Origin of the sequence: Prevotella sp. P5-92, from assembly GCF_002251245.1 — a bacterium.
Lineage (GTDB): Bacteria > Bacteroidota > Bacteroidia > Bacteroidales > Bacteroidaceae > Prevotella.
Map to the genome: position 1 here is coordinate 1 of NZ_NPJG01000075.1, position 26,094 is coordinate 26,094.

Genomic DNA, 26,094 nt, shown 5'->3' on the forward strand with positions numbered 1-26,094 from the left:
TATAAGATAAAATTGGGAAAAAGCACACCGTTTAAAATCAAACTGTAATACTGTAATACTGTATTCATTTTTGTCTTTTTGACTGTCTTTTCCTAAAAACAAGATTTACTCTGATTTATCAATTTGTTTATGTTCACACGTCATTTCTTGACCTTCTATCAAGTGAATGTTTACTTTTTTCCTAAAGTATTTTACCCTATGGAATGAACCAGACTTGCACCCTTAGAGCTTATAATTTTTGGTAGCCTCGATTCAATCGAGGTTACCACTGACTGACACTGACAGAAGGGAAAAGTCAACTCTGATTCATAACCTTCTGATATACGGCCATAAGGTCTTGGGCAAGTGTCGAGGCGGCGAAACGGCGCGAGTAAGACAGACCTTCGGAGATCATGGCGCAGCGAAGGGCGTCGTCAGACATGATACGACTGATGGCCGCCGACATCGCCTCGACATCGTCGGGCGACACATATAGCGACGACGGACCGCCTGCCTCTTCAAGACACGACCCCGTGCAGCCTATGGCAGGCACTCCGGCCGTGATGGCCTCGAGCAGCGGGATGCCGAAACCCTCCACACGCGACGGATAGACAAAGGCCGAGGCAAGACGATAGAACGACGGGAGATCGGTATAGCCCACTCCGTGATAGACGTGAAACAAGTCCTCGATACCTTCTTCCGCCACACGGCGCTCTATCTTGTCGAGATATGAGGTGCGACGACCCACGGCCACAAGATGCACTCGTTCGCCACGAGCCGCCAGACGCGCCACAGCCTCAACGGCGAGAAGGAGGTTCTTTCGCTCCTCGATGCTTCCCACATAGAGCAGAAACTGCTCGGGCAACGCATGGCGCCTTGCCACGTCGATAAGACGCGACTGGGGAACAGGGACGGCAAACACAGGGTCGCAACCCTGATAGACAACGTCTATCTTGTCTGCCGCCACGCCATAGCGCTCCACTATCTGCCGCTTGGTGTAGTGGCTGACGGCGATGATGCGGTCGGCATTGACACAGGCACGGCGGAACTTGAAGTCGTAGATCTTTCGGTCGATGAAATGATAGCAATGAGGATGGCTGAGAAAGATGAGGTCGTGGATGGTGACCACCGACTTGCATGAAGCACGACGGATGGTGAGAGGCAGCTCGTTGCTCAGTCCGTGGAAGATATTGACGCCATCGGCCTTCAGCGCCCCGCTCATGCCCCACACTCGCCACAACGAGCGCATACGGCGCCACAACGCCTTGACAGGGAAGACGACGCCGAGATTGTCGCTGGGCGGTATCTCGCCGAGGTATTCGGTACGCCGCTCGTTGGGGACGTACATGAGGAAACGGCTGTCGGGGAATGTCTCCGACAGACTGCGAATGACGAAACGGCTATAGTTGCCAAGGCCTGTGCGGTTTTGTGCTGCCCGCTTGGCGTCAAATCCTATTATCATGAGTGCAAAGTTGTTTTGCGTGCAAAATTAGCAAAAATTATTCAATTTTCCCTCCTTCGATATATAAAAATGGTGAAATACAAAAAAATAGCTGACGACAATGTGGTTATTATCAATATTTTTTTGTATCTTTGCATAAGATAAAAAAATAGATAAGGAAGATTCATGAACGCAATAAGATTAGTGTTAAACCTCGCGCTGGTGTATGTGGCATATGGGATATGCCGCCTCGCATATATGGCGGAAAACTGGAGCTACTATGCCGACACGATGACTTGGGGAGCATTTCTCGACATCTGTCGCGGAGCGTGGTTTTTCGACACCTCTGCCATACTCTACACCAATGCCCTCTTTGCCCTGATGCTCCTCCTGCCGCTGCACGTGAAGGAGTGCCAGGCGTGGGACAAGGCCGCGAAATGGGTGTTTGTAGTGGTTAACGCTATTGCCATAACAGCTAACCTCGCCGACTCCGTATATTTCAAATACACCACACGCCGCACGACGATGACCATCTTCTCCGAATTTTCAGAAGAGGGCAACCTTGCCGGCATCGTGGGCGTGGAACTGCTGCGCCACTGGTATCTCGTATTGCTCTGCGCGGCCATGGTGTGGGCACTGTGGCGATGCTACTTCGAAAGGCCGCGGACGAGGGTGACACCTCGGCTCAGATACTACGCCATGCAGGTGGTGAGCCTCGCACTGTTTGTACCACTATGCATCTGCGGCATGAGAGGCGGCGCCACGACGGCCGTAAGACCCATAACGATAAGCAACGCCAACCAGTATGTGGATCATCCCACCGAGGCTGCACTGGTGCTCAACACGCCTTTCTCGCTCATCCGCACCATAGGGAAGAAGGTGTTTGAGGTGCCACATTATTTCGACAAGGCTGAGATGGAAGCCATCTACTCGCCCGTACACCAGCACAAAGCCGACTCGGTCAACACGACGAGAAAGAAGAAAAACGTGGTGGTGTTTATCGTGGAGAGCTTCGGACGCGAGTATATAGGAGCCTACAACAAATGGTTGGACAACGGGCGGTATAAGGGCTATACGCCTTTTGTTGACTCGCTGATACAACACAGCCTGACGTTCCGTTACTCGTATTGCAACGGAAGGAAGAGCATCGACGGGATGCCGTCGATACTATCGTCGATACCCATGTTCCTCGAGCCGTTTTTCCTCACTCCGGCATCGCTCAACGATGTGAGCGGCATTGCCGGACAACTGAAAGACAAAGGCTACTACTCGGCCTTCTTCCATGGGGCGCAAAACGGGTCGATGGGCTTCCAGGCATTTGCCCGTGCCACGGGCTTCGACGACTATTTCGGGCGCACCGAATATAATGCCGACAAGCGCTTTGGCGGCGACGACGACTTCGACGGCATGTGGGCGATATGGGACGAGCCGTTCCTGCAGTTCTTTGCCACCAAGATGTCGGAGTTTAAGGAGCCTTTCGTGTCGGCCGTCTTCACCGCCTCGTCTCACCATCCTTACAAGGTGCCGGAGGAATACAAGGATGTTTACAAAGAGGAAGGCATCGTGATACACAAGTGCATAAGATACACCGACAACGCGCTGCGGCGCTTTTTCGACAAGGCGAAGACCCAGCCTTGGTACAACAACACACTCTTCGTGATCACGAGCGACCACACCAACCTCAGCGACCACGATTACTATCAGACCGACCTTGGCGGTTTCGCCTCGCCCATCATCTTCTTCGACCCGAGCGGCGACCTGCAGCCTGGCATGCGCGATGCCATTGCGCAGCAGATAGACATCATGCCCACCGTATTGTCATATTTAGGCTACGACAAGCCCTACGTGGCCTTTGGCAACGATCTCCTCTCCACCGCCGACGCCGACACATGGGCAGTAAACTACCTGGGCGGCATCTACCAGTATGTGAAAGGCGACTGGCTGCTGCAGTTTGACGGACAGAAAGCAAAAGCCCTCTACCGCTTCCGCACTGACCTCCTCATCAAAGACAACTGTCTCGGCAAGCATCCCGACGTAGCGAAAGCCATGGAACGCGAACTGAAAGCCATCATACAGCAGTATATGACGAGGATGACGGAGAATGAATTGGTGGTGAAGGGAGTCAAGATGAGATAACTCCAGAAAAATTACACTAGAATTATATGACTTAAAATTATGTCAGAACAGAGTAATAAAGTAACGGTGGTCACGGTGTGCCGCAATTGCGCCCGTATGCTGGAGAAGACGATAGAAAGCGTTGAGACACTATCGTATCCCGATATAGAGTATGTGATAGTTGACGGCGCGTCAGACGACGACACGCTGAACGTGATAAAGAAACACGAAGGGAAGATAGACCAGTGGGTGTCGGAACCTGACAGAGGCATCTACGACGCCATGAACAAGGCTGTGACGATGGCAAAAGGCGACTGGGTGATATTCATGAATGCTGGCGACGTGTTTGCGTCAGACGACTGTGTGGAAAAAGCCATGGCATGTGCCTATGACGCCGACGTGGTAAATGACATGTTCTCATGCAAGTGGAGAGAACGAAAACAGATATTATTCAAATAATAAAAGAACAAACATATATATGATTCCAAAGACAATACATTACTGCTGGCTGTCTAACGATCCTTTCCCGCGGAAAATAAGGAAGTGTATGGATACGTGGAAAAAAATTCATCCTGACTACGAGGTGAAGAGATGGAGTACGCAAAACTTCGACATTGACTCCGTGCCATACGTGAAAGAAGCCTGCGAGGCAAAAAAATGGGCGTTTGCTGCCGACTACATTCGCATGTATGCCCTTTACAACGAAGGTGGCATATACCTCGACTCCGACGTGATGTTGCTGAAACCTTTCGACGAGTTCTTATGCAACTCATTCTTCTCGTCTATGGAGTATCACCCGATACAGATTGAGAAATGCGGAACTATGCAGTATATTGACAGCAACGGAAAGCGTATTGCCGACAAGTTTATTGAAGGAATACAGATACAGGCCGCAGTGATGGGAGCCGAGAAAGGTTGTGCGTTTGTAGGCGAAGTGCTGGAATGGTATAAGGACAAACACTTTGTAGACAAAGAGGGAAACCTGAAGACCAACGTGCTGTCTCCTTACATCTATGCCAGAGTGGCTGAGAAAATGGGATTTGTGTATAAGGATATTGACCAGTGCCTACCTGGAAACGTGAGGATCTTTCCTTCGGAAATATTTGCCGGAAACAAGCACGAGGTGACTCCAAACAGCTATGCCATACACATGTGTGCCCACAGTTGGCATCTCACTCCTATGGAGAAGATAAAGAAATGGCTTAGTGCTTTTTCACGAAAATAGAGGTGGCGCTATTAAAGCGGATGAAGAACGGAAGATGGTGCTTCAGCAGATATGCCCTCAGACGCTGTTTGGCGTTGAGACGGCTATAGTCTATAGGCATATTACGCAACTCTTCCGACACTTCTTCCACCGACTTCAACTTCTCGGCGTAGGATATAGGTGAGCGGGCAATGTCTTTTGCCACCTTGATGACGCTGTTCACATATATTGCCTTGCACTCTTCCTGACGGTCGGGAAAGAGGTGCTTCTCCTTTATGACCGACATGCGAATGTTTATGGCTTTGTACATCAGCAGGTTGTGGTTCTTGACTGGCTTGTGAAGCAGGCTGTCGGGATTCATCCTGTAGTGGTAGAGCGCACGCGAGAGGTATGCTGTGGTGCGGGCGTTTGATGCCCATGAGAAGAACGTGCCATGATCCTCAAACGACCTCATGTCTGGAAAGAGAGAGATTATTTCGCGCTTGAAGAGCGTAAGCCAAAGGTAGCTCGGCATTTCATTAGTGAAGATTTTCCATAACGTCTCTTCCCGGTTGAGAATGGTGACGCTTCCGTCGTTGTTACCTTTTATCACTGATTTCTTTTCTTCTTCCACTATATGCTCATATACAACCATGTCTGCGTTAGTCTTTTGCATGGTGTCTGCTAAAGAGGCAAGTGCGTTGGGTTCAAGCCAGTCGTCGCTGTCTACAAAGTACACCATATCGCCATTACATTTTCTGATGGCGTTGTTTTTTGCCATGGCAGTTCCCTGGTTGTTTTGGTGTATCACCTTTATTCTCTTGTCCTTTGCAGCGTATTCGTCGCAGATGGCAGGAGAATTGTCAGGACTGCCGTCGTCTACTATCCACATCTCCCAGTCGTTGAATGTCTGCTGAAGAATGGAGTCTAAACATTGTCTAAGGAATTTCTCTGTCTTATATACTGGTACAATTATGCTAATCATCGTCTTTTTTAATGAGGTGAAAGTAATGAATATTTTTCAAATGATTCTCTTGAAGAGGTTGTCGAAAGTGTCGAATTTGAGTTCTTCATCGGCTGACATAATCCATGCCAACGGCAGGTTGTGATACATGGAGGCCACGAGCGAGAAGGTGCTGGGAGCTCCTATTATGTAATCGCATTCTGAGAGCATGCAGAGGTCTTCGGCAGGATTGCCGTGAGGAATTATCACTCTTATGTTCGGATCAACCACTGAGCGTATGGAGTCAAGATTGGGGTCGTTGCCGCAAACATATAGTTCTACAGGTTTTCCGCTATGGCTGTTGGCAAAGCGTCTTACTGCTTCGGCATATTGGGTGTCGCTATACCAGTAGCGTCCGCCATGCCATGTCTTGTAGTCGCCGCGCCTGATGTGAAGTCCCAGTTTCGTTGCGTCAGTCTTTCCCATCATGCCTTTCACCTTATTTATTATATTAGGGTTGAAGGCAAAAAGATTAATTATCTCTTGCTTGTATTTCAGGAAGAGATCGTAGTATCTTACTTCCCATCCTTCCACTACAATATTATGATGGTTTTCGAGCAGTTGTTGCGCTTCTGGATTGTCGCCCACATTATGGAATCCAGCCACAGGCAACATTCCCATGTTTGCTGCGTATTTTGCCACAGCATAGGTGAGGAAGTTGTGCCATCGTGTGTGGCAGATGTGAAAATACTGGTATTTATATGCAAAACGCATCGACACAGCCTTGCGGTCGTGCTCCCTTGCCCATGCATAGACATGTCCGAACTGCAGGATGTTGTTACACATCCTGCCTTTATCTCTAACGAATATCATTCTGTCGGTTATATTCAATAATTTTTGCCACTGTTATAAACTTGTAGAAAGCGTAGAGCACGGAGTTAATAAAACCAGCCTTACCCCTTCTAATGCCCCCTTTGAAGAAATAGCTGCGTATGAAACGCCAAAGAGGCGAAACCAGGAGGGCTGTTGCGCCGTAGTGTTTTCCAAAGCGTTTCTTCACCTCGTTGTCGGTGTAGAGGTCGGTCTTTTTTAGACGCATGCTTATCGTGTCGTCTGCCAAATGGATGAAGGCAAGTTCCTTACGCTCCTTTGGCAGGTAGCCGAGTGGCCCGTTGACTTGAGGAAAGGTGTGGACATAAGGAGGCCAAGTGGTGCCTTCCTTTATGAAAAAGCGGAGCTGGTAGTCGGGATAGTCAAACAGACGTTGCATGAAGTAGTTCTTTCGCGGTATGTAAAGGCCTGCAGGACAGTCTGGCTGCGAGATGCGTGAATAGAGATAGTCTCGAAGCTCGGGTGTAACCAACTCGTCTGCGTCGACAACGAGAACCCAAGGCGACTGGGCTGACTGTATGGCAAAGGTGCGGGCAGGTTCAGCACTTTTGTGGTCGGCCTTTGGAAAAGTCACCACCTTCGCCCCGTGTTGGCATGCTATCTCCACGGTGGCATCAGTGCTCTCCATGTCGCACACGACAATCTCGTCGAAGTCTTTCACCGACTCCAACACTTTTTTCAGCAGCCTTTCGGCATTGTAGGTGTTGATTACAACCGATATCTTCTTGTCCATAACACTTATCCTTTTATTCCCTTTCGTCGTTTTATCTCTTCAAGGTCGCCAAGATCCACGCGACCTGTGGCGGCGTCGTAGCGGATGTTGAATTCCTCATGAGTGCGTTTCCATCGATTGTGGGTCCAGAGATAGAAAGCTGGCTGGCGGCATATGCTCTGTTCGAGGAGATGGAAATAGCTGCGTGTGATCTCCGTCTCAGGCTGGTGTGCGGCGTGTTCAGCCATCAGCATGTAGTTGCCCACGTAATATCCTCTCTTCTCGCGTCGCATGTCGAGATAATAGACATCGGCGTCGAAATTGCTTGCTATGCGTTCTCCTCCTGTCAGCACAGGAGTGTCGTGATGCAGGAAATCGAGCCACAGATGGATATTATTCCAGAAAGGCACCTGGTCGGCAATGAAACCCACGGTCCACAGCTTTCCCTCGCGCTTTATGCCGATGAGGCGGCGTAGAGTCTCAGCCATAGGGATGCTTTCCGCACCATGGCGTCCGCGGAGATAGAGGAAGAGGCGGTCCATAGACTCGTTTTCGAGCTTATGGTAAATCTGTCCGAACACCACGCGGTCGAGATGTTCGGTAAACACGAGAGGTGTCGATGAAACCCATTCCCAGTTGCAGTAATGGCCGAGATACACCGCCACATTTCTGCCCTCCTTATAGCTCTGTTTCACTCTCTCTACGCCTTCGAAACGCATCCTCTTCATAAGGTTTTGCCGTGATATGCTGAAGAGCTTCAGGGTCTCGACGATATAGTCGCAGAACCAGTGATAATAGTCTTTTTCTATCTTCAGCAGTTCGCTGTCGCTCTTTTCGGGGAAGCTGTCTCTCAGCTGTTTTCTCACGAGAGCTTTCCGGTATCCCCAGATGTGATATGCCACGACATACAATGCGTCGCTTATCACATACAATATCCAGAATGGCAGCAGGGATATGAGATACCACGACAGAAACAGGATGACATATAGTGCTCGTTTCATGCTTTTTTCCGTTTTTTTTATGAATGGTGGCAAAGGTAATGCTTTTTTATGAAAAAAAGGCTTGGCGAGCAAAATATTTTTCTGTTTTCGCGTATTTTATTGTGTTTTCCCCGTTAGCAGTCGAGTTTCTGTATGCGGAAGAGGATAGAGTGCTCGAGTGTCAGCGGACGGTTGTGCATGAAAAAGATGGTGCCGTCGGCAGGGCTTTTAACTTCTTCTATCACGCTGCTGTCATAAGGATCGAGGATGTGTGCCAGCGTCGCTCCTTCCTTGACATGGTCGCCCACGTTGGCCACACGGTAGAAGATGCCGGCGCGGCGCGCCTTCACGTTAATCAGCTCAGATTCGTCGAAAACGACAGACTCATAACCTGCATTCTGTATGCGGTATTTTATTATCCTCGTCTTTTTCATAAAACGGAGGATGGCGTCGGTGGTCTGTGTGACGGCTTGGTGTTCGATATGTGAAGTCTGTCCGGCATAAATTGAGAAAGCCTTTGTGCCCCAGATTTGCCAGTTGTAGTTGAGGAGTGTGGTGTCGAAGGGTAACGGCTTTCGTGTGGTGACATAAGGCATGCCAAAGAGGCAAGCCGTCTGCACGTCTTCATAGCCGGTGCTGAGCATGCGCACGTGCGGCACGAAGTCGCCCGACATGTAGAAACTTGCCAACTGCATGCCGTAAGCGAAGTCTTTGATTTGTTCAAACAGCGCCGCAGCTATGCGTTGCGTGGTCTCTCCCTTGTCGTAGCCAGGAAACATACGGTTGATGTCGGTGCCGTCCATTGCCCAGAAGCGTTTCGACACGTTCATAGAGAAGGGATTGCACGACGGGATGACAAGGATGCTCTTTCCGTCGGCAATGCCTCCGCGGCGCTCTATGTCCTTGAGCACAGCCACAAGGCGTGCGCAGATGTATTGCTGCTGTATCTCGTCGCCGCGCATGGCACCGACGATAGCCACTGTCTTTTCTCCTTCGCCAAACCAGTAGCCTTCGATTATGAAAGAGCCACGATAGGGCGATTTCATCTCAAACAATATTTCTTTTCTCATCTTGTTGTCTGCATAATTAATTCTTTTGAAGTTCCCTTAACTTCCTCAACTCATTTAACTTATTTAACTTCCCATCCTGTATATCCTCGCCATCAGCGATCCCTCATACACAATTGGGTAAGCTCTGATGGTGAAGAGATAGCCTTCTACGGGCGACACCACACGGCTCAGGATGGCTCCTGTGAGAGGTTCGACGATCTGTCCTATCTCCTCACCATCAGCCACTACCACGCCACATTTCAGTTCGGTGATGAAGATGCCCGACGTGGCGGCATTGAGAAATTCCACGTTGTCGCCTTTGCACACTATAGGGTTTGAGATGGCATTACGGTTTACGATGCCCTTCCACATGCCCATCTCGCGCATGAGGTTGAAAATGCCATCCACAAGACGATAACACATCTTGTGGTTGATGCGCTGGCCCACGCCCATCTCTACCACCACACACGGTGTGCCCGTGGAGTTGAGCGAATGGGCGAGTGTGGCTTCAAGCACCGTCGCCGCGTCGTGTATCCACACGAAGTCGAGATTGAGAAGTGTTGCCACAGGCACGAGACGGTCTTCGTCGAGGACGTTGATTCGTGCCTGTGGCGTTTCACGGAGATAGAGATTACTTGAATGAATGTCGATTACGAGGTCGGCACCCTTTAGATCTTCGATGATGGAGAATGCCATCTGCTCGGCTACCGAACCCTCGGGATTGCCGGGGAAGATGCGGTTCATGTCGAGGTCAAAATTGGGTATTCCACGTTGTATGGTGTCGATGCCGAGAGGGTTTAGTGCGGGATAGATCTCCACAACACCATCAAGCGACCCGATGCTCTCGTTCAGTCGGCGTGCCATCTCGTAGCACACCATTTGTCCTTCGAGTTCGTCGCCGTGTGTACCGGTAACGATACACAGTCGTTTGCCTGGCTCTGAGCCGGCGATGACATTTTTCTTTATCGCAAGCCGCTCGTCGATGGGCAGTTCTGTTGATGTTACTGTCTGTATCATAGTTCTTTAAGTGTCACGTTGATTTGAGTTTGCTGTATGGCGTTGCCGATATACACGCCGCGGTTTACGGGGCAGTCGGCTGCGTCGCGACCATGTGCTATCTTCACGTATCCGTATGTTATACGGCAGTCGTTGGTGGGGTCGAATCCTATCCAGCTATAGCCGTCGTGTATCTCCACCCAGGCATGTGTCTCGCCTGTGCCTTCCACAAATCCAGAAATATACCTCGCCGGGATATTCTCCAGTCGACAGAGGGCTATCATGAGGTGGGCATAGTCCTGACACACGCCACGCCTACTGTCGTATATCTCGCTTGCGGGCGTGTCGATGGTCGTGGTGAGAGGCATGTATTCCATACATTGGTAAACGTCGTGGCAGATGGTCATCGCCTTGTCGGTCACTGACGTCCCGGGCTCGAACTTGTTTATCGACTCCCTTTCAGCCTGTTTCAGGCTGAGCAACGTGAGCGGGGTCGGGATGAGATATGCCGACGAGATGCCCAGCGGAGTGCGGGTCATATAAGGCGACATATCGACGATGCCAGTGCTGACGTATGCCAAAGCGCTGTGTTCGTCGCGTTGTCCACCATAAACGATACGGTTGCCGAAGGCATCCACACCGTGCGACACGTGGAATCCATGCGGCACCACGAGATGTTCCTCCTCAATGCTCATATATGTTCCCGTCATGGGTTGACACCGCAGCAGGATATGATGGTCGGTCACGGGTTGGCTGAAGGAGACTATGGTCTCATAATTGTAAAGGTATCGTTTCATACGCGTACCAGTTGGTTCACATATTTTATCAATTTTATCTTATACTCTTCGTTGGAGAGATCGAACGCCTCGGAAGTGATGAGCTGGTCGAGCTGCCCACCAATATTGTCGTCGAGAGCTCCGTTCATCTCGCGGCAGTAGCGTTTCAGCGAGTCGTAGGCCAATGCCACCCTACGGAAAGGATAGCCGAAGCGCAGCTGCATGTCAAGATTCTCTACGTTGCGGCCTATCATCATTATGTTCAGTGCCTTGTGGTTTTGCAGACGCTGTTCTGATGATCCCCAGAATGCCAACGACCAGTCGATGATGGGCTGCATATGGCTAATGTTTACCGTTGCTTCGAGCTTACACTTCTTCAGGTGTGCCACGCTCATCTCAAGATAGCTGAGCGTCTCCGACATGATGTCCTCACGAAGAAGTATGGCATTGTCCATGGCAAACCTCAGGGCAGAGAGCACCGAACTGGGATTGTCCTCGTCGTAGAGCATGCCGTAAGTAAACTCCTCGTCGGTCTTGTATCTTCCCGACGAGTCGAGCTTGAGCCAGAAGTCGGCATAGTTTTCGGGTTCGCCGTCGATCATCTCGTCGAAACACTTGTTGAGCTGGTGAAGTGTGAGATATACACGGCACACATATCTGCCCAACCAATATAGCCTGTTTGCCTTTGCGGCTGAAATAATATCGCTTTTTACCATTGTTGTTGTGTTGCTATTCTTTCGTTATCCAATTTATTACATCGTCGTTTTACAATCCTTGTCACTCTGTCAACACCCATGTATCCTTGAAGCCACCACCCTGCGACGAGTTGACGACAAAGGAATATGGGTTGCGTGAAAAGCGTGTCAAGCCGCTTTTCCACACCTTTGTCTCTTTGCCTGTGACAACAAAAGCACGAAGGTCGGCTTTTCGCCATACCAGCTTGTCGTCTTCGAGAATCTCGAGGTCCTTGAAATCGATGACCTCCTGCGCTATCCAGCGGCGCGGATACTTCACTATCAGCTGGCGCAGCTCTTCGAGTTTGTCGGGAGCAAGGTCAGAGCCGAATACTACGCCGTATCCGCCCGCCTCGCTCACGTCCTTTATCACCAATTTGTCGATATTATCCATCACATAGTCATAGTCTTCCTTGAAATACGGCAGATAGGTGGGAGCATTCTGCAAAATTGAGTTCTCGCCGAGATAGTACTTCACCATCTTAGGCACAAAATAGTAGATGCCCTTGTCGTCGGCCACGCCGTTGCCTATGGCATTGACCAAAGCCACATTGCCCTTGCGGTATGCCTGCATGATGTTGGGCACGCCGAGAAGCGAAGAGGGCTCGAAGGTGAGAGGATCCATATACTCGTCGCTTATGCGGCGATAAATGCAGCCCACACGTATCTTCTCTTTATACATACCGCCATAATAAACCTTGTCGTCCTCGACAAAGAGGTCGCCAGGATAGGCAAGCGTGGCGCCTGTCTTCTCGGCGAAATACGAATGTTCGAAAAACGCCGAGTTGTAACGTCCAGGGGTTAATATCACCGATATGCCACGATGCTCGTTCATATCATCCATCATGTCGCGTATCAGGTCGGCATAGTCGCGGTTGTCTGCCACGGCGTTGGTGGCAAAGGTATTGGGCGACACCTTACGGGTGATCTTACGCGCCATCATCGGATAGCTCGCTCCCGACGGGATGCGGAGGTTATCTTCCAGCACATACCACTGACCATCCTTGCCTTCCACAAGGTCGATGCCTGAGATGTGGGAATAAACCTTGCCTGCCGGATTTATGCCCTCGCATATAGGCATATAACCTTTCGACGAATAGACAAACTCCTCTGGTATTATTCCGTCCTTCATTATCTTCTTCTCATGATAGATGTCCCATAAAAAAAGATTCAGTGCTTCTACACGTTGTTTAAGACCTCTCTCAAGATAGTCCCAGTCTTGCTTGCTGATGATACGGGGAACGGAGTCGAACGGGAACAACTGCTCGTTGAATACACCTTTCCTATATACTCCAAAACGTACGCCAAACCTTTCAAGCAACTTGTTGACAGCATCACGGCTGTCGGTTAGATCCTTAATATTCACTTCCATAATTCTATCTCCTGTGTTTGCGTTGTTGTTATCTCCGATTATGTCTCTTTATTATCTCATATTATACTCATTAAATTACTCTCTTCAAGTTGACACTATGTATTGTTATTCGCTGCAAAATTATACAAAATGTTAGTGCAAAACAAGAAAATTACTTACTTTTGTTATTAGAATGTTTATATATCTAACATAATGTAATATTTAACAGGATATCCTTTCACATTGGCATACAGAAGCGACTGAATGCTTACAGATTGTAAGTAAGAGGGAAATCGGCGGAAAAAAACAAAAAAATGTGTACTTTCATTCGCTAAAATAAAAAAAATGTATTAACTTTGCCGCAAAATAACAAACATTAAAGAAGACAACGTATGATTCTCTTTTTCAGAACACCATCAAAGAGCGTGATCGCCACCGAGGCAGACCACCAACTCAATCAAAGTGAAATCGACGAACTATCATGGCTTTACGGAGACGCAAAGCTTGAAGACGGCGAGTGTCTTGAAGGATATTTCGTCGGACCACGACGCGAAATGATCACTCCTTGGAGTACGAATGCCGTAGAGATTACACAGAACATGAATCTCCACGGCATTCTGCGTATCGAGGAATACTTCCCGGTAGAGTCGAAAGACGCGGAATACGACCCTATGCTTCAGCGCATGTATGACGGCATCGACCAGACGATATTCACCGTCAACCATCAGCCTGAGCCAATAAAGCATGTGGATAACCTTGAGGAGTATAACGAGAAGGAAGGACTCGCCCTCTCGCCCGAGGAAATAGAATATCTACACAAGGTGGAACAACAGCTCGGCCGACCTCTCACCGACTCCGAGATATTCGGTTTCGCACAGATCAACTCCGAGCATTGCCGACACAAGATATTCGGCGGAACATTTATCATCGACGGAAAGGAAATGGAGTCGTCGCTCTTCCAGATGATAAAGAAGACCACACAGGAAAACCCAAACCTAATCCTCTCCGCATACAAAGACAACGTGGCTTTCTCGCAAGGTCCCGTGGTGGAGCAGTTCGCTCCGGCCGACCAGTCAACAAGCGACTTCTTCCGCACGAAACCTATCGAGAGCGTCATCTCGCTGAAAGCTGAGACTCACAACTTCCCGACAACAGTCGAACCGTTCAACGGTGCCGCTACCGGCACAGGAGGAGAGATTAGAGACCGTATGGGCGGAGGCGTTGGCTCGTGGCCAATAGCAGGAACAGCCGTATATATGACTTCTTACCCGCGACTCGAAGGAGGACGCGACTGGGAGGATATTCTGCCTGTGAGAAAATGGCTCTACCAAACTCCCGAACAGATTCTCGTCAAGGCGTCGAATGGCGCCAGCGACTTCGGAAACAAGTTCGGACAACCTCTCATATGCGGTTCGCTGCTCACCTTCGAACATCAGGAAAAAGGCGACACACGATATGCTTACGACAAGGTCATCATGCTCGCCGGCGGCGTGGGATATGGCACAAAACGAGACTGCCTGAAGAAAGAACCTCAGAAAGGCAATAAAGTAGTGGTGGTAGGCGGCGACAACTACCGCATCGGTCTTGGAGGCGGCTCGGTGTCGTCAGTAGATACAGGACGATACAGCAACGGCATAGAGCTTAACGCCGTACAGCGCGCCAACCCAGAGATGCAGAAAAGAGCATACAACCTGATAAGAGCTCTGTGCGAGGAAGACACCAATCCCGTTGTCAGCATCCACGACCACGGCTCGGCAGGACACGTCAACTGTCTCTCGGAACTTGTAGAAGAATGTGGAGGAAAGATAGACATGGCAAGTTTGCCCATCGGCGACAAGACGCTCTCGGCAAAGGAGATTATCGCCAACGAGAGCCAGGAACGCATGGGACTGCTCATCGACGAGAAACATATTGAACACGTAAGACGCATAGCCGAACGAGAGAGAGCACCTCTGTATGTAGTGGGTGAGACAACTGGCGACGCTCACTTCTCGTTCGAGCAGGCTGACGGCGTAAAACCATTCGACCTCGACGTGGCACAGATGTTCGGACACTCGCCAAAGACCGTAATGGTGGATTCTACCGTGGAACGCCACTACAAGGACGTGGAATACTCGAAAGAGAAAATCGACGAATACCTCAACCGCGTGCTACAGCTCGAGGCTGTGGCTTGTAAGGACTGGCTCACAAACAAGGTCGATCGCTCGGTGACAGGAAAGATAGCAAGACAGCAATGCCAGGGACGACTGCAATTGCCTCTCTCTGACTGCGGTGTAGTAGCTCTCGACTATAGAGGGAAACAAGGTATAGCAACTGCCATCGGCCACGCGCCACAGGCAGGACTCGCATCGCCAGAGGCTGGCTCGGTGCTCTCAGTGGCCGAGTCGCTGACAAACATCGTCTTCGCTCCTATCGTCAACGGACTGGGCGGAGTAAGCCTCTCAGCCAACTGGATGTGGCCTTGCCGCTCGCAGGAAGGCGAGGATGCACGCCTCTATAGCGCTGTGAAGGCACTGAGCGACTTCTGCTGCGCGCTGAAGATCAACGTGCCGACAGGCAAGGACTCGCTCTCCATGTCACAGCAATATCCAGACGGACAGAAAATCATCGCTCCAGGTACAGTCATCGTCAGCAGCGGCGGACAGGTTACCGACGTGCGCAAGGTGATAGGACCAGTGATGGTGAACGACAAAAACGCGAAATTCTATCATATCGACTTCTCGTTCGACGAGCACCGACTCGGCGGCAGCGCCTTTGCACAGAGCCTCGGAAAGGTGGGCGACGACGTGCCTACGGTAAAGAACCCGGAATACTTCGCCGACGCATTCAATGCTGTCAACGAGATGATATCACAACGACTCATCTACTGCGGACATGACATCAGCGCCGGTGGTATCATCACCACACTCCTCGAGATGACATTCGCAAATATCGAGGGAGGAATGGATATCGACCTATCCGCAATATGCAAGAACGGCGACATCGTGAAGACTCTGTTTGCCGAAAACCCAGGCGTAGTGGTCGAAGTATCGGCCGACAACGACGAGGCTTTCAGAAACTATCTCGACCAGCAAGGCGTGGCTTATGCCATGATAGGCCGTCCAACCAACACTTCTTCACGCAACATCGCGGTGAAGATAGGAGACTGGAGCCACAACTTCGACATAGAGAAGCTGCGCGACACATGGTACAGCACCTCTTATAAGCTCGACCAGAAGCAGAGCTTCAACGGCATGGCAAAGAAGCGTTTCACCAACTACAAGAAACAACCTCTTGAGATGATCATGCGCTCAGACTTCGACGGTTCGTTCGCACAACTCGGAGTGACTCCAGACAGAAAGGAAATGTCGGGAATAAGAGCCGCCATCATACGCGAGAAAGGCACCAACGGCGACCGCGAAATGGCATACTCGCTCTATCTTGCAGGATTTGATGTCAAGGACGTGATGATGACCGACCTCATCAGCGGACGTGAGACGCTCGAGGATATCAACATGATTGTGTTCTGCGGAGGATTCTCCAACAGCGACGTGCTCGGCTCGGCAAAGGGATGGGCAGGCGCCTTCCTCTACAATCCAAAAGCAAAAGAAGCTCTCGACAAATTCTATGCACGTGAGGACACTCTCTCGCTCGGTATTTGCAACGGATGCCAGCTGATGGCTGAGCTCAACCTCATCAATCCTGACCACAAGTACCAAACTCACCTCTGCCACAATAGCTCAAAGAAGTTTGAGAGCCAGTTCCTCACGCTGAGCATTCCACGTAACAACAGCGTGATGTTCCGCTCACTGAGCGGATGCAAACTCGGCATCTGGGTAGCTCACGGCGAAGGACGCTTCTACTTGCCTCAGCCAGAAGACAGCTATAACGTCATAGCAAAGTACAACTATGCAGAATATCCTGGCAATCCTAATGGCTCGGCATACAACGTGGCTGGTATTTGCAGCGACGACGGTCGTCATCTCGCCATGATGCCACACCTCGAGCGTGCCATCTTCCCATGGCAAAACGGATGGTATCCACGTACACGCCGACAGGACGACTGCACTCCATGGCTGGAGGCGTTTGTCAATGCACGCAAGTGGATTGAGGAGAAATTGAAAAAATAATGTAGTAAAAGATTGAACAATTGAAAGATTGATTTATTGTTTTGGATAAGTTTTATTCAACAAGTTTTAAAACATTCTTCAAGATTGGCGTATTCACCCTTGGTGGTGGATACGCCATGATACCTATTATAGAGAGCGAGGTGGTGGAACGAAAGAAATGGCTCACTAAAGAAGACTTTGTCGATACGGTGGCCATAGCGCAGACATGCCCAGGAGTGTTTGCCATCAACCTCAGCGTCTTTATTGGATATAAGATGCGACGCTTACGCGGTGCCATATTCACGGCATTGGGCACGGCACTTCCTTCGTTTCTCATCATCCTAATAATTGCCATGTTCTTTCACCAGTTTGAGGACAACAAGGTGGTGGCTGCCATATTCCGTGGCATTCGTCCTGCCGTGGTGGCGCTCATCGCCGTGCCAACATTCAAAATGGCAAAGACGGCGAAGATAGGATGGAGTAATTGTTGGATTCCCGTGGCATGCGCATTGGCAATATGGGCCATGAAGGTGTCGCCTATTCTGATAATCATATTGGCAGCTGCCGGAGGATATGTATATGGCAAATATATCAAACCCACGGAGTGAGAGGCTTGTTTCACGCCATAAGTCATCCAATAAAATAACACAAAAGATATGATATTCTTTCTTCTTTTCATAACGTTTTTCCAAATAGGACTATTTGGTTTTGGCGGAGGCTACGGCATGTTGTCGCTCATTCAAAACGAAGTGGTGTATAACCATCATTGGCTCACCACTTCGCAGTTTACAGATATCGTTGCCATTAGCCAGATGACGCCTGGCCCTATTGGCATCAACTCTGCCACATATTGTGGATATACAGCTGTCCACAATGCGGGATATGGCAATGCCTTATCAATGCTCGGTAGCGGAATAGCCACGTTTGCTCTCGTGTTGCCATCGTTCATTCTCATGATTCTCATCAGCCGCATGTTCCTCAAGTATATGAATACCACGATGGTACAGTCGGCTTTCAGCGGATTGCGTCCGGCGGTTGTTGGCCTTCTTGGTGCTGCCACGCTGATGCTTATGACTCCCGACAACTTCAGCCTTCCTTCTGTCAACCCATGGCAGTTTTGGATAAGCTGTTTCCTCTTCGCAGCGACGTTTGTCGGCACTTATTTCGTGAAAATCAATCCGCTGAAGATGATTGCCTGCTCGGCTGTTGCAGGATTAGTGCTATTGTATTAGTGACGAGAAATCACTCACAATATTAATTCTGCAATAACAAAACTCACGATATTTTTTCTGCGATGACAAACTATCGATTCAAACATGAGTTTTCTTCACCAAAAATAAAAAAACCACAGAGATCCAGATTCGGAGTCTTTGTGGTTTTTTCTGTTCACAGATTCGACTATATTCGCCGATTATCTTATTCAACTTAGTCGTCAAAAACTGATTCGACATTATTCGCCGAAGGCGGCAGCTTCAGCTGCAGCGATAATATCTTCACGCGACATTTGTTTTGGCGTTGCCGTAATGTCAGAGAGGTCAAACTCGTCGTTATTGTCGAGTTTATTGTTTTTCTTCTCGGTCATTTCGGTAGCCGTTGGCATTGTTTTCGCCTGTTTTGTCTGTTCTTCATCCGTTGTTGTAAAGATGATGAAGTCGTTCTTCTCTTCTGTGTCAGGAACATTGATTACTGGAGCTTCCTCCATTTTCGTCCTGTTAGCCTTTGCCTCAAAGATGGCATCGATGAACTGCGGTTCGCGTTTTAGGCGCTGCAATGTCTCTTTGGCAGCCAGTTGTTGGCTTTCCTTTTTCGAATATCCCTTTCCTTTGCTGCCTTCCAGTCCTTCGATACAAGTTTTGTAAACGAAGGTAGGACTACCTGTCTCGTCCTTGCTTTGGCTCACTTGCTGGAAATCGAGTCTCACCTTGTTTTTCTGGCTCCATTCGATGAGTTTGCTTTTGAAATTCACCTCTTTATAAGCCACCTTGTCTATATTGATGAGTTTTTTTAGTATTTGCTTCTGCATAAACCTCATACAGGAGTCGTATCCTCTGTCAAGATAGATGGCTCCGACGAGAGCTTCAAATGCGTTTCCTCCCACATAGCTGTTATGGCTATTGTTGTGTCCCGAAGAAAGGATGAGTTGGTTGATGCCCATTTCTTGTGCAAGACGGTTGAGTGTGTCTCGCTGTACGAGTTTGCTTCTTGTATTGGTGAGGAATCCCTCTCTTTTTCCATCAAAGTGCCGATAGACAATATCGCCTACCACGGCGTCGAGGATGGCATCACCCAGAAATTCCAATCTCTCGTTGTTTACAGGTTTTCCTTTAGCGTTTCTCCTTGCCACACTCTTGTGCATGAGAGCCATTTTGTAATATTCTATCTTTCTTGGATAGAATCCCAGTATTTGGTAAAGAGAAGAAAAAAGCTCCTTCTCCTTTCGGAAAGGGAGCTTTATTTTGTCAATAATGATATTATTCAGCATATTTCTTGAATACTACACAAGCGTTGTGACCGCCAAAGCCGAATGTGTTGCTGATGGCAGCACGCACTTCGCGCTTCTGTGCTGTGTTGAACGTGAAGTTGAGGTTGTAGTCAATCTCCTCGTCGTTGTCTCCCTCTTCGTGATTGATGGTAGGAGGAACGATATCGTTCTTTACAGCCAAGATGGTAGCCATAGCTTCAACAGCGCCTGCAGCGCCGAGCAGGTGACCTGTCATCGACTTTGTAGAGCTGATGTTGAGCTTGTAGGCAGCATCACCAAACACTTCCTTGATAGCCTTAGCCTCAGAGATGTCACCCACGTGTGTTGATGTACCATGCACGTTGATGTAGTCAATATCCTCTGGTTTCAGTCCGGCGTCAGCAAGAGCGTTCTGCATGACGAGACGTGCGCCGAGTCCCTCTGGATGAGAAGCGGTGATGTGATAAGCGTCGGCGCTCATTCCCTCGCCCACCATCTCAGCGTAGATCTTGGCACCACGAGCCTTAGCGTGCTCCAGTTCCTCAAGGATGAGGCATCCTGCTCCCTCGCCCATGATAAATCCGTCGCGTGATGCGCTGAATGGGCGTGAAGCTGTAGCTGGAGAATCGTTGCGTGTGCTGAGAGCGTGCATGGCGTTGAATCCGCCTACTCCACAAGCACAGATGGCAGCCTCTGCACCACCGGCAACGATGGCGTTGGCTTTACCGAGACGCACGAGATTGAACGCGTCGGCGAGAGCATTTGTGGAAGAGGCGCATGCCGATGTCGTTGTATAGTTAGGGCCGTGGAAGCCGAAGTGTATAGATATTTGTCCAGATGCGATATCTGCAATCATCTTTGGTATGAAGAATGGGTTGAACTTTGGACCATCCTCCTCGTGGACACCGTAGTATTTCACTTCATCCTCGAAGGTCTTTATACCACCGATACCCACACCGAAAACCACACCGATGCGGTTTTTGTCAACGCTGTCAAGGTCCATTGCGCTGTCCTTCACTGCCTGCATTGCCGAAATCATTGCCAGCTGTGTGTAGCGATCCATCTTGCGTGCCTCTTTACGGTCGATGAATTCGGTGATGTTGAGGTTCTTCACCTCGCATGCGAACTGTGTTTTGAACTTTGATGCGTCAAATAATGTAATAGGTGCAGCACCACTGACACCATTGACGAGGCTGTTCCATGTCTCCTCTGGTGTGTTGCCTACGGGAGTAACGGCTCCCATACCTGTTACAACTACTCTTTTTAATTCCATGTAAAAAAAATGATGTTGAAAAAGTTGAATGAAGACAATTGGGAATTTCAGAATGTGAAATTCCCAATTGACAATGATTCAAGATTATTTTGAATTCTCTTCGATGTAAGCGATAGCGTCACCTACAGTGCCGATCTTCTCAGCCTTGTCGTCTGGGATAGATACACCGAAAGCCTTCTCAAACTCCATGATGAGCTCTACTGTGTCGAGAGAGTCTGCACCGAGATCGTTTGTGAAGCTTGCTTCTGGCTTTACTTCTGCCTCATCTACACCGAGTTTTTCAACGATGATTTCCTTTACTTTAGATTCAATTTCTGACATAATTTTTTTGTTTAAAATGTTAATTAATAATTTCTAACTCAAAATTTCGGGTGCAAAGTAACTAATTTTTAATGAATTATGCAAATTTTTTTGTGAAAATCCGACATTTTTTGCACAAACACCCATATATTGTGCAATAATTTTTGCTCAAAATAGTGTATTTTGTGCACTCATTATTTGTATTTTAGTTTTCTGTCCGAAAGGGAAATCAGCATTTTTCTCGTCGGAGATGATAGTTTCCCCGTTGTTCCTCAAATGCCTCGGGATGTGCTTTCAGCAGCTGGCTGTCGTAGAGCGGATTGTACAGTTCCAGTGGGTCGCCGTTATAATGAAATCCTGCTGGCAGTTGTGGCGGTGTTATTTTTCCTGGATTATCCATTCCGAAGAATTTGCAGAGCGCTTCTATCACCATATTGTCGGCATTGACTTTTCCGTCTGCCGAGTATCCAGCAATGTGTGGAGTGGCAATATAAGCGCGTCGGAGCAGTTCTGGGTTAATGTTCGGTTCACCTTCCCATGTGTCGATGATGGCATGTGCCACTATTCCGTCGTCCATGGCGTGTAGTAGCGTCTTCTCGTCTATTACACCGCCCCTGCTGGTGTTGATTATCGTCACTCCTCGTTGTCCTATGTCATTCATAAACCGTGAATTGGCGAGATGAAATGTAGGATGTGTTCCGTCGTATGTCAGTGGCACGTGGAAGGTGATGATGTCAGCCTTTCTGCAAATCTCGTTGAGTGTGACGAGTGTGTCGTCATCGAGGAATGGGTCGTTGACGAGAATGTTCATTCCCATTTTTTCTGCCACCTTTTTCACCTCGTGTCCCACATGTCCATATCCTACGATGCCCAATGTGGCTTTTGCCGTGTCAAAGCCGAAGTCACGTTTCATTGAGATAAGAGCCGTTTCGATATATTGTCCGACGGAAGCTGCGTTACATCCCGGACAGTTCATCCACCTTATCCCGGCACGATCGAGATAGTCGGTGTCGAGATGGTCGATGCCAATGGTGGCCGTGGCAACAAATCTCACTTTGCTGCCTTCGAGCAGACGTCTGTCGCATCGCGTGCGTGTCCTCACGATGAGTGCGTCGGCCTCCCTGACGTCTTCGGCCGAAATATCAGCACCTTTTATATATAAGGTGTCATGTGTTATCCCAGAAAGAGCCTCTCGGATATATGGTATTTTGTCATCAACAATTATTTTCATCTCTTGTCAAATATTCCCCTTTTGCTGTGTTTTTTCTCGTATTTGGGCGCAAAAGTACATAAAATCTTGAAAAAATAACCAATTTTCTATGAAAATCTACTATTTTTGTTGGTGATTTAAAAAAGATTGCTTAGATTTGCAGATAAAAATAAAAAGAAAACAGAAAAATGTCATTTTCAGAACACAGCAACAAGATTTTCAATCAGGCCATTCGCGACTACCACTTGACCGACAATGTGGACACGCCCATGAACAATCCCTACGAGAGAGGCAGCATCGACTATAGCCTGTATATGAAATGCTGGATAGACACTGTCCAGTGGCACTTTGAGGACATCATTCGCGATCCGCACATCAATCCTGATGATGCATTGTCGCTGAAAAGACGTATCGACAGGAGCAATCAGGATCGTACAGACTTGGTTGAGGAGATAGACAGCTATTTCCGTCTTCAGTATAGCCAAGTAAAGCCATTGCCCGAGGCCCGTCTTAACACCGAGAGTCCGGCATGGGCTATAGACCGTCTGTCAATCCTGGCATTGAAGATATACCACATGGCAGAACAGGTGTCACGCGAGGATGCCTCGGCGGAGCATCGTGCCAAATGCCAGGCCAAGCTCGATGTGCTCAACGAGCAGCAGGTAGATCTTGGCACAGCCATCGACCAGCTTCTCGACGACATATCCGAGGGAAAGAAATACATGAAGGTCTATAGGCAGATGAAGATGTATAACGACCCTTCTACTAATCCTGTCCTTTACGGCAGCGTCAGGAAATGAGGAAGGAGCATCTTCTCATCATCAGGTTTTCCGCCCTTGGCGACGTGGCGATGATGGTGCCTGTCGTATCCTCATTGGCAAGGACTTATCCCGACTTACGCATCACGGTGCTGAGCCGCACCTTCGCGCGGCAGCTGTTTGACGACATCTCACCCAACGTCAGTTTCATGGGCGCCGACCTCAAGGTGGAATATCGTGGTATAAAAGGTCTTAATGCCTTGTATCGTAGGCTTACGGCGAAGAATTTTACTGCCATTGCCGACTTCCACAACGTGTTACGCTCTGATTATCTACGTCTTAGATTTAATCTTGACAGATACCGTGTGGCACATATAAAGAAAGATCGTGCCGGAAGGCGACGTCTCACCTCCACCGCTAACAAGTGTCTTGTGCAACAGCCGTCTCCGTTCAAGAAGTACGCCGACGTGCTTTCATCCTTGGGCTATCCCGTCGAGGTGAAGTTCCAGTCAATCTTCCCCGATGAAGGCGGCAATCTCAACCTTCTTCCAGCCGTTGTCGGTCCGAAGAAAGCCAATGTCAAGTGGATAGGCATAGCCCCGTTTGCCGCCCACCAAGGCAAGGTATATCCGGTTCGGCTGATGTATCAGGTGGTGGAAGGCATCGCAAGCGGTAATCCTGGTTGCCGTTTGTTTCTCTTTGGAAAAGGAGCCAAGGAGGAAAGCGTCTTCAACGAGTGGTGTCAGTCTGTTCCACAGTGTGTCAGCGTAGGCGCACATCTCGAGTCGCTGTATCAGGAACTCATCCTCATGAGCCATCTCGACGTAATGGTGTCGATGGACAGCGCCAACATGCACCTTGCCTCGCTCACCGCCACGCCCGTGGTCAGCATTTGGGGAGCCACACATCCGGTTGCCGGTTTCCTTGGCTGGGGTCAGAGCATGGATAATGTCATACAGCTCGACTTGCCTTGCCGCCCATGCAGCATCTTCGGCAACAAGCCCTGCCTCAGAGGCGACTATGCTTGCTTGAGAAACATTGCGCCAGAGATGGTTGTGGAACGCGTCAACAAGATTTTGTCCAAGACATAGTGAGCACCTAAAGTTGGAGAAACCACGTATTCTTCCGACGGTTGAGGAAAACGTATTCTTCCGATGGTTGAGGAAAACGGTTGAGGAAAACGGTTGAGGAAAACGGATACTGAAAAGCAGTTACGTATCAACGATTGCGAAATATCATTTGGATATTATTCATTTATATTTACCAACATTTAAAAAAATAGAAGATTATGAAAAAGTACATTTGCGACACATGTGGCTGGGTGTATGATCCAGCAGTAGGCGATCCCGAAGGCGGTATCGAACCAGGAACAGCATTTGAGGATATTCCAGACGATTGGGTATGCCCATTGTGTGGAGTAGGAAAAGACGATTTTTCTCCAGTAGAGGAATAATGTCTATGACAACCAAAGAACGCGAGAAAGCCATCTATCGCGTAACCATCGCCGGAAGCATCATCAACATGGTGCTCCTGGCGTTTAAATTTATTGCGGGCATCCTTGGCGGTTCAGCAGCGATGATAGCAGATGCCGTCCACTCGCTGTCAGATTTCCTTACCGACATCGTCGTGATGGTCTTTGTGCGCATCAGTTCTAAGCCTGTTGACGAGGGTCACGACTATGGTCACGGCAAGTACGAGACGCTCGCCACGTCGCTCATCGGCATGGGACTTCTTGCCGTAGGAGTGATGATTTGCTATAACGGCCTTCACGACATCTACCATGCCATTCAAGGCTACCATCTCCGTCAGCCAGGGTTCATAGCTCTCGCCGCAGCATTGCTGAGCATTGCCCTGAAGGAATGGGCTTACCAGTTTACTGCCCGTGTGGGACGCAAGGTTGACTCCAAGGTGGTGATAGCCAACGCTTGGCATCACCGCAGCGACTCCTTGTCGTCGATAGGCACAGCGGTGGGCATTGGCGGAGCCATTCTCCTTGGCGACAAGTGGTCTGTCCTCGACCCGTTGGCCGCCGTCATCGTGAGTGTCTTCATCATGAAGACCGCCATGTCGCTATTGCGGCAGTCGTCCGACGAGCTGCTTGAGAAGAGTCTTCCTTCAGATATTGAGGCAGAGATAGTAAACCTTGTCAACGAGGAGCCAGTGGCAAGCGAGGTGCATCATCTCCGCACCCGTCGAATAGGCAATAACATTGCCATAGAGATGCATGTGCGTATGCCAGGAGAGATAACGCTCTACGAGTCACATCTCTATGCCACGAATATAGAACGGCGATTACGCGAGCGGTTCGGCGCAAACACCCACGTAGGTCTTCACGTCGAACCGCTGAAAATTGACGGACATTACGTAGATCCGCGCCATCTTGATTGACGGTCGTTGATATCCACGTCATAGATGTTGACGAATCGTAATGTAGATCAGCTCGTTAATCGATATGTAAATCCGCTCGTTATACTGTATAGTCGAGGCAAGTGCGCTGTACGGTATAAGGGCGGACTTTTGTATTGGCCACTGCCACATGTTCTGGATGCGTGGCATAAGCCTTCAGTGCCTCGGTACTTTCGAGTGTGCTGTCGAGCATCACGTCGCAGTTAGACGAGTCGAGTCGTCCGTCGATATTCACTTTGACATCTATCAGTCCCGGCACCTTTCCCACCAGTTGCTCAAGACCTTCCTTTATGCCTTTTTTCACTTCTGTTTTCTTCTCCTCAGAGAGTTCTGGATTCAGAGTCCAAAGAATAATATGTTTTACCACGAGAAAAAAATTAATATTGAAATAATAAAAAATTGAAAAATTCGCGCGAACGCGGCCGTGATGATTGCGCGAACGCGGCCG

General features: G+C 49.1%; 25 protein-coding genes. 10 read left to right on the forward strand and 15 right to left on the reverse strand.

Going from position 1 to position 26,094, the window contains the following annotated elements:
• Nucleotides 1-295: 295 nt before the first annotated feature.
• Complete coding sequence (locus CIK99_RS07760; RefSeq protein ID WP_173805335.1) at nucleotides 296-1,441, reverse strand: glycosyltransferase family 1 protein; 1,146 nt, start codon at nucleotides 1,439-1,441, stop codon at nucleotides 296-298.
• A gap of 165 nt (nucleotides 1,442-1,606) precedes the next feature.
• Between CIK99_RS07760 and CIK99_RS07765 the strand changes: the two genes are divergently transcribed.
• From CIK99_RS07765 to CIK99_RS07775, 3 genes are read left to right on the forward strand one after another with little or no spacing between them, the layout of a single operon-like run.
• The gene (locus CIK99_RS07765; protein ID WP_094380966.1) at nucleotides 1,607-3,556 is read left to right on the forward strand and encodes an LTA synthase family protein; all 1,950 of its coding nucleotides are present in this window, start codon (nucleotides 1,607-1,609) and stop codon (nucleotides 3,554-3,556) included.
• Nucleotides 3,557-3,595: 39 nt separating this feature from the next.
• On the forward strand, nucleotides 3,596-3,994 hold the full coding sequence (locus CIK99_RS07770) for a glycosyltransferase (protein WP_094380967.1): 399 nt from the start codon (nucleotides 3,596-3,598) through the stop codon (nucleotides 3,992-3,994).
• Between the two features lie 19 nt (nucleotides 3,995-4,013).
• Nucleotides 4,014-4,760: a glycosyltransferase gene (locus CIK99_RS07775; RefSeq protein WP_254047752.1), complete on the forward strand. Its 747-nt coding sequence runs from the start codon at nucleotides 4,014-4,016 to the stop codon at nucleotides 4,758-4,760.
• On the opposite strand, the gene CIK99_RS07780 is transcribed toward CIK99_RS07775, so the two are convergent.
• From CIK99_RS07780 to CIK99_RS07820, 9 genes are all read right to left on the reverse strand, one after another.
• Nucleotides 4,738-5,703, reverse strand: a complete 966-nt coding sequence (locus CIK99_RS07780; RefSeq protein WP_094380969.1) for a glycosyltransferase family 2 protein — start codon at nucleotides 5,701-5,703, stop codon at nucleotides 4,738-4,740. The genes CIK99_RS07775 and CIK99_RS07780 overlap by 23 nt on opposite strands.
• Before the next feature lie 36 nt (nucleotides 5,704-5,739).
• Nucleotides 5,740-6,534 carry an alpha-1,2-fucosyltransferase gene (locus CIK99_RS07785; protein WP_094380970.1) on the reverse strand — a complete coding sequence of 265 codons (795 nt, stop codon included), beginning with the start codon at nucleotides 6,532-6,534 and terminating at the stop codon, nucleotides 5,740-5,742.
• On the reverse strand, nucleotides 6,521-7,285 hold the full coding sequence (locus CIK99_RS07790) for a glycosyltransferase family 2 protein (protein ID WP_094380971.1): 765 nt from the start codon (nucleotides 7,283-7,285) through the stop codon (nucleotides 6,521-6,523). The genes CIK99_RS07785 and CIK99_RS07790 overlap by 14 nt, the downstream gene beginning before the upstream one ends.
• 5 nt (nucleotides 7,286-7,290) lie before the next feature.
• Nucleotides 7,291-8,265: a lysophospholipid acyltransferase family protein gene (locus tag CIK99_RS07795; RefSeq protein WP_094380972.1), complete on the reverse strand. Its 975-nt coding sequence runs from the start codon at nucleotides 8,263-8,265 to the stop codon at nucleotides 7,291-7,293.
• A gap of 113 nt (nucleotides 8,266-8,378) precedes the next feature.
• Entirely contained in the window at nucleotides 8,379-9,314 is a 936-nt protein-coding gene (locus CIK99_RS07800; RefSeq protein ID WP_094380973.1) for a M14 family metallopeptidase, read from the reverse strand.
• A gap of 63 nt (nucleotides 9,315-9,377) precedes the next feature.
• The gene (locus CIK99_RS07805; RefSeq protein WP_094380974.1) at nucleotides 9,378-10,310 is read right to left on the reverse strand and encodes a M14 family metallopeptidase; all 933 of its coding nucleotides are present in this window, start codon (nucleotides 10,308-10,310) and stop codon (nucleotides 9,378-9,380) included.
• Entirely contained in the window at nucleotides 10,307-11,086 is a 780-nt protein-coding gene (locus CIK99_RS07810) for a transglutaminase family protein (protein ID WP_094380975.1), read from the reverse strand. Before CIK99_RS07810 ends, CIK99_RS07805 begins: the two co-directional genes overlap by 4 nt.
• Nucleotides 11,083-11,781 carry an alpha-E domain-containing protein gene (locus CIK99_RS07815; protein ID WP_094380976.1) on the reverse strand — a complete coding sequence of 233 codons (699 nt, stop codon included), beginning with the start codon at nucleotides 11,779-11,781 and terminating at the stop codon, nucleotides 11,083-11,085. Before CIK99_RS07815 ends, CIK99_RS07810 begins: the two co-directional genes overlap by 4 nt.
• A gap of 61 nt (nucleotides 11,782-11,842) precedes the next feature.
• The gene (locus CIK99_RS07820; protein WP_094380977.1) at nucleotides 11,843-13,171 is read right to left on the reverse strand and encodes a circularly permuted type 2 ATP-grasp protein; all 1,329 of its coding nucleotides are present in this window, start codon (nucleotides 13,169-13,171) and stop codon (nucleotides 11,843-11,845) included.
• Nucleotides 13,172-13,542: 371 nt separating this feature from the next.
• On the opposite strand from CIK99_RS07820, the gene purL reads away from it, so the two are divergent.
• Genes purL through CIK99_RS07835 form a run of 3 tightly spaced genes read left to right on the forward strand, consistent with a single transcriptional unit; the run spans nucleotide 13,543 to nucleotide 18,470 of the window.
• Nucleotides 13,543-17,259 (forward strand): phosphoribosylformylglycinamidine synthase, encoded by a 3,717-nt coding sequence (gene purL / locus CIK99_RS07825; protein ID WP_094380978.1) that lies wholly within the window; start codon nucleotides 13,543-13,545, stop codon nucleotides 17,257-17,259.
• Between the two features lie 41 nt (nucleotides 17,260-17,300).
• Nucleotides 17,301-17,846 (forward strand): chromate transporter, encoded by a 546-nt coding sequence (locus tag CIK99_RS07830; protein WP_094380979.1) that lies wholly within the window; start codon nucleotides 17,301-17,303, stop codon nucleotides 17,844-17,846.
• 48 nt (nucleotides 17,847-17,894) lie between these two features.
• Nucleotides 17,895-18,470 carry a chromate transporter gene (locus CIK99_RS07835; protein WP_094380980.1) on the forward strand — a complete coding sequence of 192 codons (576 nt, stop codon included), beginning with the start codon at nucleotides 17,895-17,897 and terminating at the stop codon, nucleotides 18,468-18,470.
• Nucleotides 18,471-18,688: 218 nt separating this feature from the next.
• Here the strand turns inward: CIK99_RS07835 and rnc are convergent, their stop codons facing one another.
• The 4 genes from rnc to CIK99_RS07855 all read right to left on the reverse strand — a co-directional run bounded on the left by rnc (nucleotide 18,689) and on the right by CIK99_RS07855 (nucleotide 22,503).
• On the reverse strand, nucleotides 18,689-19,720 hold the full coding sequence (rnc, locus tag CIK99_RS07840) for a ribonuclease III (protein WP_094380981.1): 1,032 nt from the start codon (nucleotides 19,718-19,720) through the stop codon (nucleotides 18,689-18,691).
• Nucleotides 19,710-20,972 (reverse strand): beta-ketoacyl-ACP synthase II, encoded by a 1,263-nt coding sequence (fabF, locus tag CIK99_RS07845; protein WP_094380982.1) that lies wholly within the window; start codon nucleotides 20,970-20,972, stop codon nucleotides 19,710-19,712. Before fabF ends, rnc begins: the two co-directional genes overlap by 11 nt.
• An 84-nt stretch (nucleotides 20,973-21,056) precedes the next feature.
• Nucleotides 21,057-21,293, reverse strand: a complete 237-nt coding sequence (locus tag CIK99_RS07850; RefSeq protein ID WP_094380983.1) for an acyl carrier protein — start codon at nucleotides 21,291-21,293, stop codon at nucleotides 21,057-21,059.
• Nucleotides 21,294-21,501: 208 nt separating this feature from the next.
• Nucleotides 21,502-22,503, reverse strand: a complete 1,002-nt coding sequence (locus CIK99_RS07855; RefSeq protein ID WP_094380984.1) for a 4-phosphoerythronate dehydrogenase — start codon at nucleotides 22,501-22,503, stop codon at nucleotides 21,502-21,504.
• A 167-nt stretch (nucleotides 22,504-22,670) separates the two neighbouring features.
• Here CIK99_RS07855 and CIK99_RS07860 point away from each other — a divergent pair, with 167 nt between their 5' ends.
• The 4 genes from CIK99_RS07860 (at nucleotide 22,671) to CIK99_RS07875 (ending at nucleotide 25,628) form a co-directional block, all read left to right on the forward strand.
• Complete coding sequence (locus CIK99_RS07860; RefSeq protein ID WP_094380985.1) at nucleotides 22,671-23,282, forward strand: DUF4254 domain-containing protein; 612 nt, start codon at nucleotides 22,671-22,673, stop codon at nucleotides 23,280-23,282.
• Nucleotides 23,279-24,331 (forward strand): glycosyltransferase family 9 protein, encoded by a 1,053-nt coding sequence (locus tag CIK99_RS07865; protein WP_094380986.1) that lies wholly within the window; start codon nucleotides 23,279-23,281, stop codon nucleotides 24,329-24,331. The genes CIK99_RS07860 and CIK99_RS07865 overlap by 4 nt, the downstream gene beginning before the upstream one ends.
• Before the next feature lie 197 nt (nucleotides 24,332-24,528).
• Nucleotides 24,529-24,693 (forward strand): rubredoxin, encoded by a 165-nt coding sequence (gene rd, locus CIK99_RS07870; protein ID WP_094380987.1) that lies wholly within the window; start codon nucleotides 24,529-24,531, stop codon nucleotides 24,691-24,693.
• Nucleotides 24,694-24,698: 5 nt separating this feature from the next.
• Nucleotides 24,699-25,628 carry a cation diffusion facilitator family transporter gene (locus tag CIK99_RS07875; protein WP_094381003.1) on the forward strand — a complete coding sequence of 310 codons (930 nt, stop codon included), beginning with the start codon at nucleotides 24,699-24,701 and terminating at the stop codon, nucleotides 25,626-25,628.
• A gap of 79 nt (nucleotides 25,629-25,707) precedes the next feature.
• Here CIK99_RS07875 and CIK99_RS07880 read toward each other — a convergent pair whose 3' ends face one another.
• Complete coding sequence (locus CIK99_RS07880; RefSeq protein WP_094380988.1) at nucleotides 25,708-26,013, reverse strand: Dabb family protein; 306 nt, start codon at nucleotides 26,011-26,013, stop codon at nucleotides 25,708-25,710.
• Between the last annotated feature and the right edge of the window lie 81 nt (nucleotides 26,014-26,094).

Bases quoted from the DNA above. Each gene is read 5' to 3' on its own strand.
- CIK99_RS07760 (WP_173805335.1), bottom strand. From the start codon at position 1,441: ATGATAATAGGATTTGACGCCAAGCGGGCAGCACAAAACCGCACAGGC.
- CIK99_RS07765 (WP_094380966.1), top strand. From the start codon at position 1,607: ATGAACGCAATAAGATTAGTGTTAAACCTCGCGCTGGTGTATGTGGCA.
- CIK99_RS07770 (WP_094380967.1), top strand. From the start codon at position 3,596: ATGTCAGAACAGAGTAATAAAGTAACGGTGGTCACGGTGTGCCGCAAT.
- CIK99_RS07775 (WP_254047752.1), top strand. From the start codon at position 4,014: ATGATTCCAAAGACAATACATTACTGCTGGCTGTCTAACGATCCTTTC.
- CIK99_RS07780 (WP_094380969.1), bottom strand. From the start codon at position 5,703: ATGATTAGCATAATTGTACCAGTATATAAGACAGAGAAATTCCTTAGA.
- CIK99_RS07785 (WP_094380970.1), bottom strand. From the start codon at position 6,534: ATGATATTCGTTAGAGATAAAGGCAGGATGTGTAACAACATCCTGCAG.
- CIK99_RS07790 (WP_094380971.1), bottom strand. From the start codon at position 7,285: ATGGACAAGAAGATATCGGTTGTAATCAACACCTACAATGCCGAAAGG.
- CIK99_RS07795 (WP_094380972.1), bottom strand. From the start codon at position 8,265: ATGAAACGAGCACTATATGTCATCCTGTTTCTGTCGTGGTATCTCATA.
- CIK99_RS07800 (WP_094380973.1), bottom strand. From the start codon at position 9,314: ATGAGAAAAGAAATATTGTTTGAGATGAAATCGCCCTATCGTGGCTCT.
- CIK99_RS07805 (WP_094380974.1), bottom strand. From the start codon at position 10,310: ATGATACAGACAGTAACATCAACAGAACTGCCCATCGACGAGCGGCTT.
- CIK99_RS07810 (WP_094380975.1), bottom strand. From the start codon at position 11,086: ATGAAACGATACCTTTACAATTATGAGACCATAGTCTCCTTCAGCCAA.
- CIK99_RS07815 (WP_094380976.1), bottom strand. From the start codon at position 11,781: ATGGTAAAAAGCGATATTATTTCAGCCGCAAAGGCAAACAGGCTATAT.
- CIK99_RS07820 (WP_094380977.1), bottom strand. From the start codon at position 13,171: ATGGAAGTGAATATTAAGGATCTAACCGACAGCCGTGATGCTGTCAAC.
- purL (WP_094380978.1), top strand. From the start codon at position 13,543: ATGATTCTCTTTTTCAGAACACCATCAAAGAGCGTGATCGCCACCGAG.
- CIK99_RS07835 (WP_094380980.1), top strand. From the start codon at position 17,895: ATGATATTCTTTCTTCTTTTCATAACGTTTTTCCAAATAGGACTATTT.
- rnc (WP_094380981.1), bottom strand. From the start codon at position 19,720: ATGCTGAATAATATCATTATTGACAAAATAAAGCTCCCTTTCCGAAAG.
- fabF (WP_094380982.1), bottom strand. From the start codon at position 20,972: ATGGAATTAAAAAGAGTAGTTGTAACAGGTATGGGAGCCGTTACTCCC.
- CIK99_RS07850 (WP_094380983.1), bottom strand. From the start codon at position 21,293: ATGTCAGAAATTGAATCTAAAGTAAAGGAAATCATCGTTGAAAAACTC.
- CIK99_RS07855 (WP_094380984.1), bottom strand. From the start codon at position 22,503: ATGAAAATAATTGTTGATGACAAAATACCATATATCCGAGAGGCTCTT.
- CIK99_RS07860 (WP_094380985.1), top strand. From the start codon at position 22,671: ATGTCATTTTCAGAACACAGCAACAAGATTTTCAATCAGGCCATTCGC.
- CIK99_RS07865 (WP_094380986.1), top strand. From the start codon at position 23,279: ATGAGGAAGGAGCATCTTCTCATCATCAGGTTTTCCGCCCTTGGCGAC.
- rd (WP_094380987.1), top strand. From the start codon at position 24,529: ATGAAAAAGTACATTTGCGACACATGTGGCTGGGTGTATGATCCAGCA.
- CIK99_RS07875 (WP_094381003.1), top strand. From the start codon at position 24,699: ATGACAACCAAAGAACGCGAGAAAGCCATCTATCGCGTAACCATCGCC.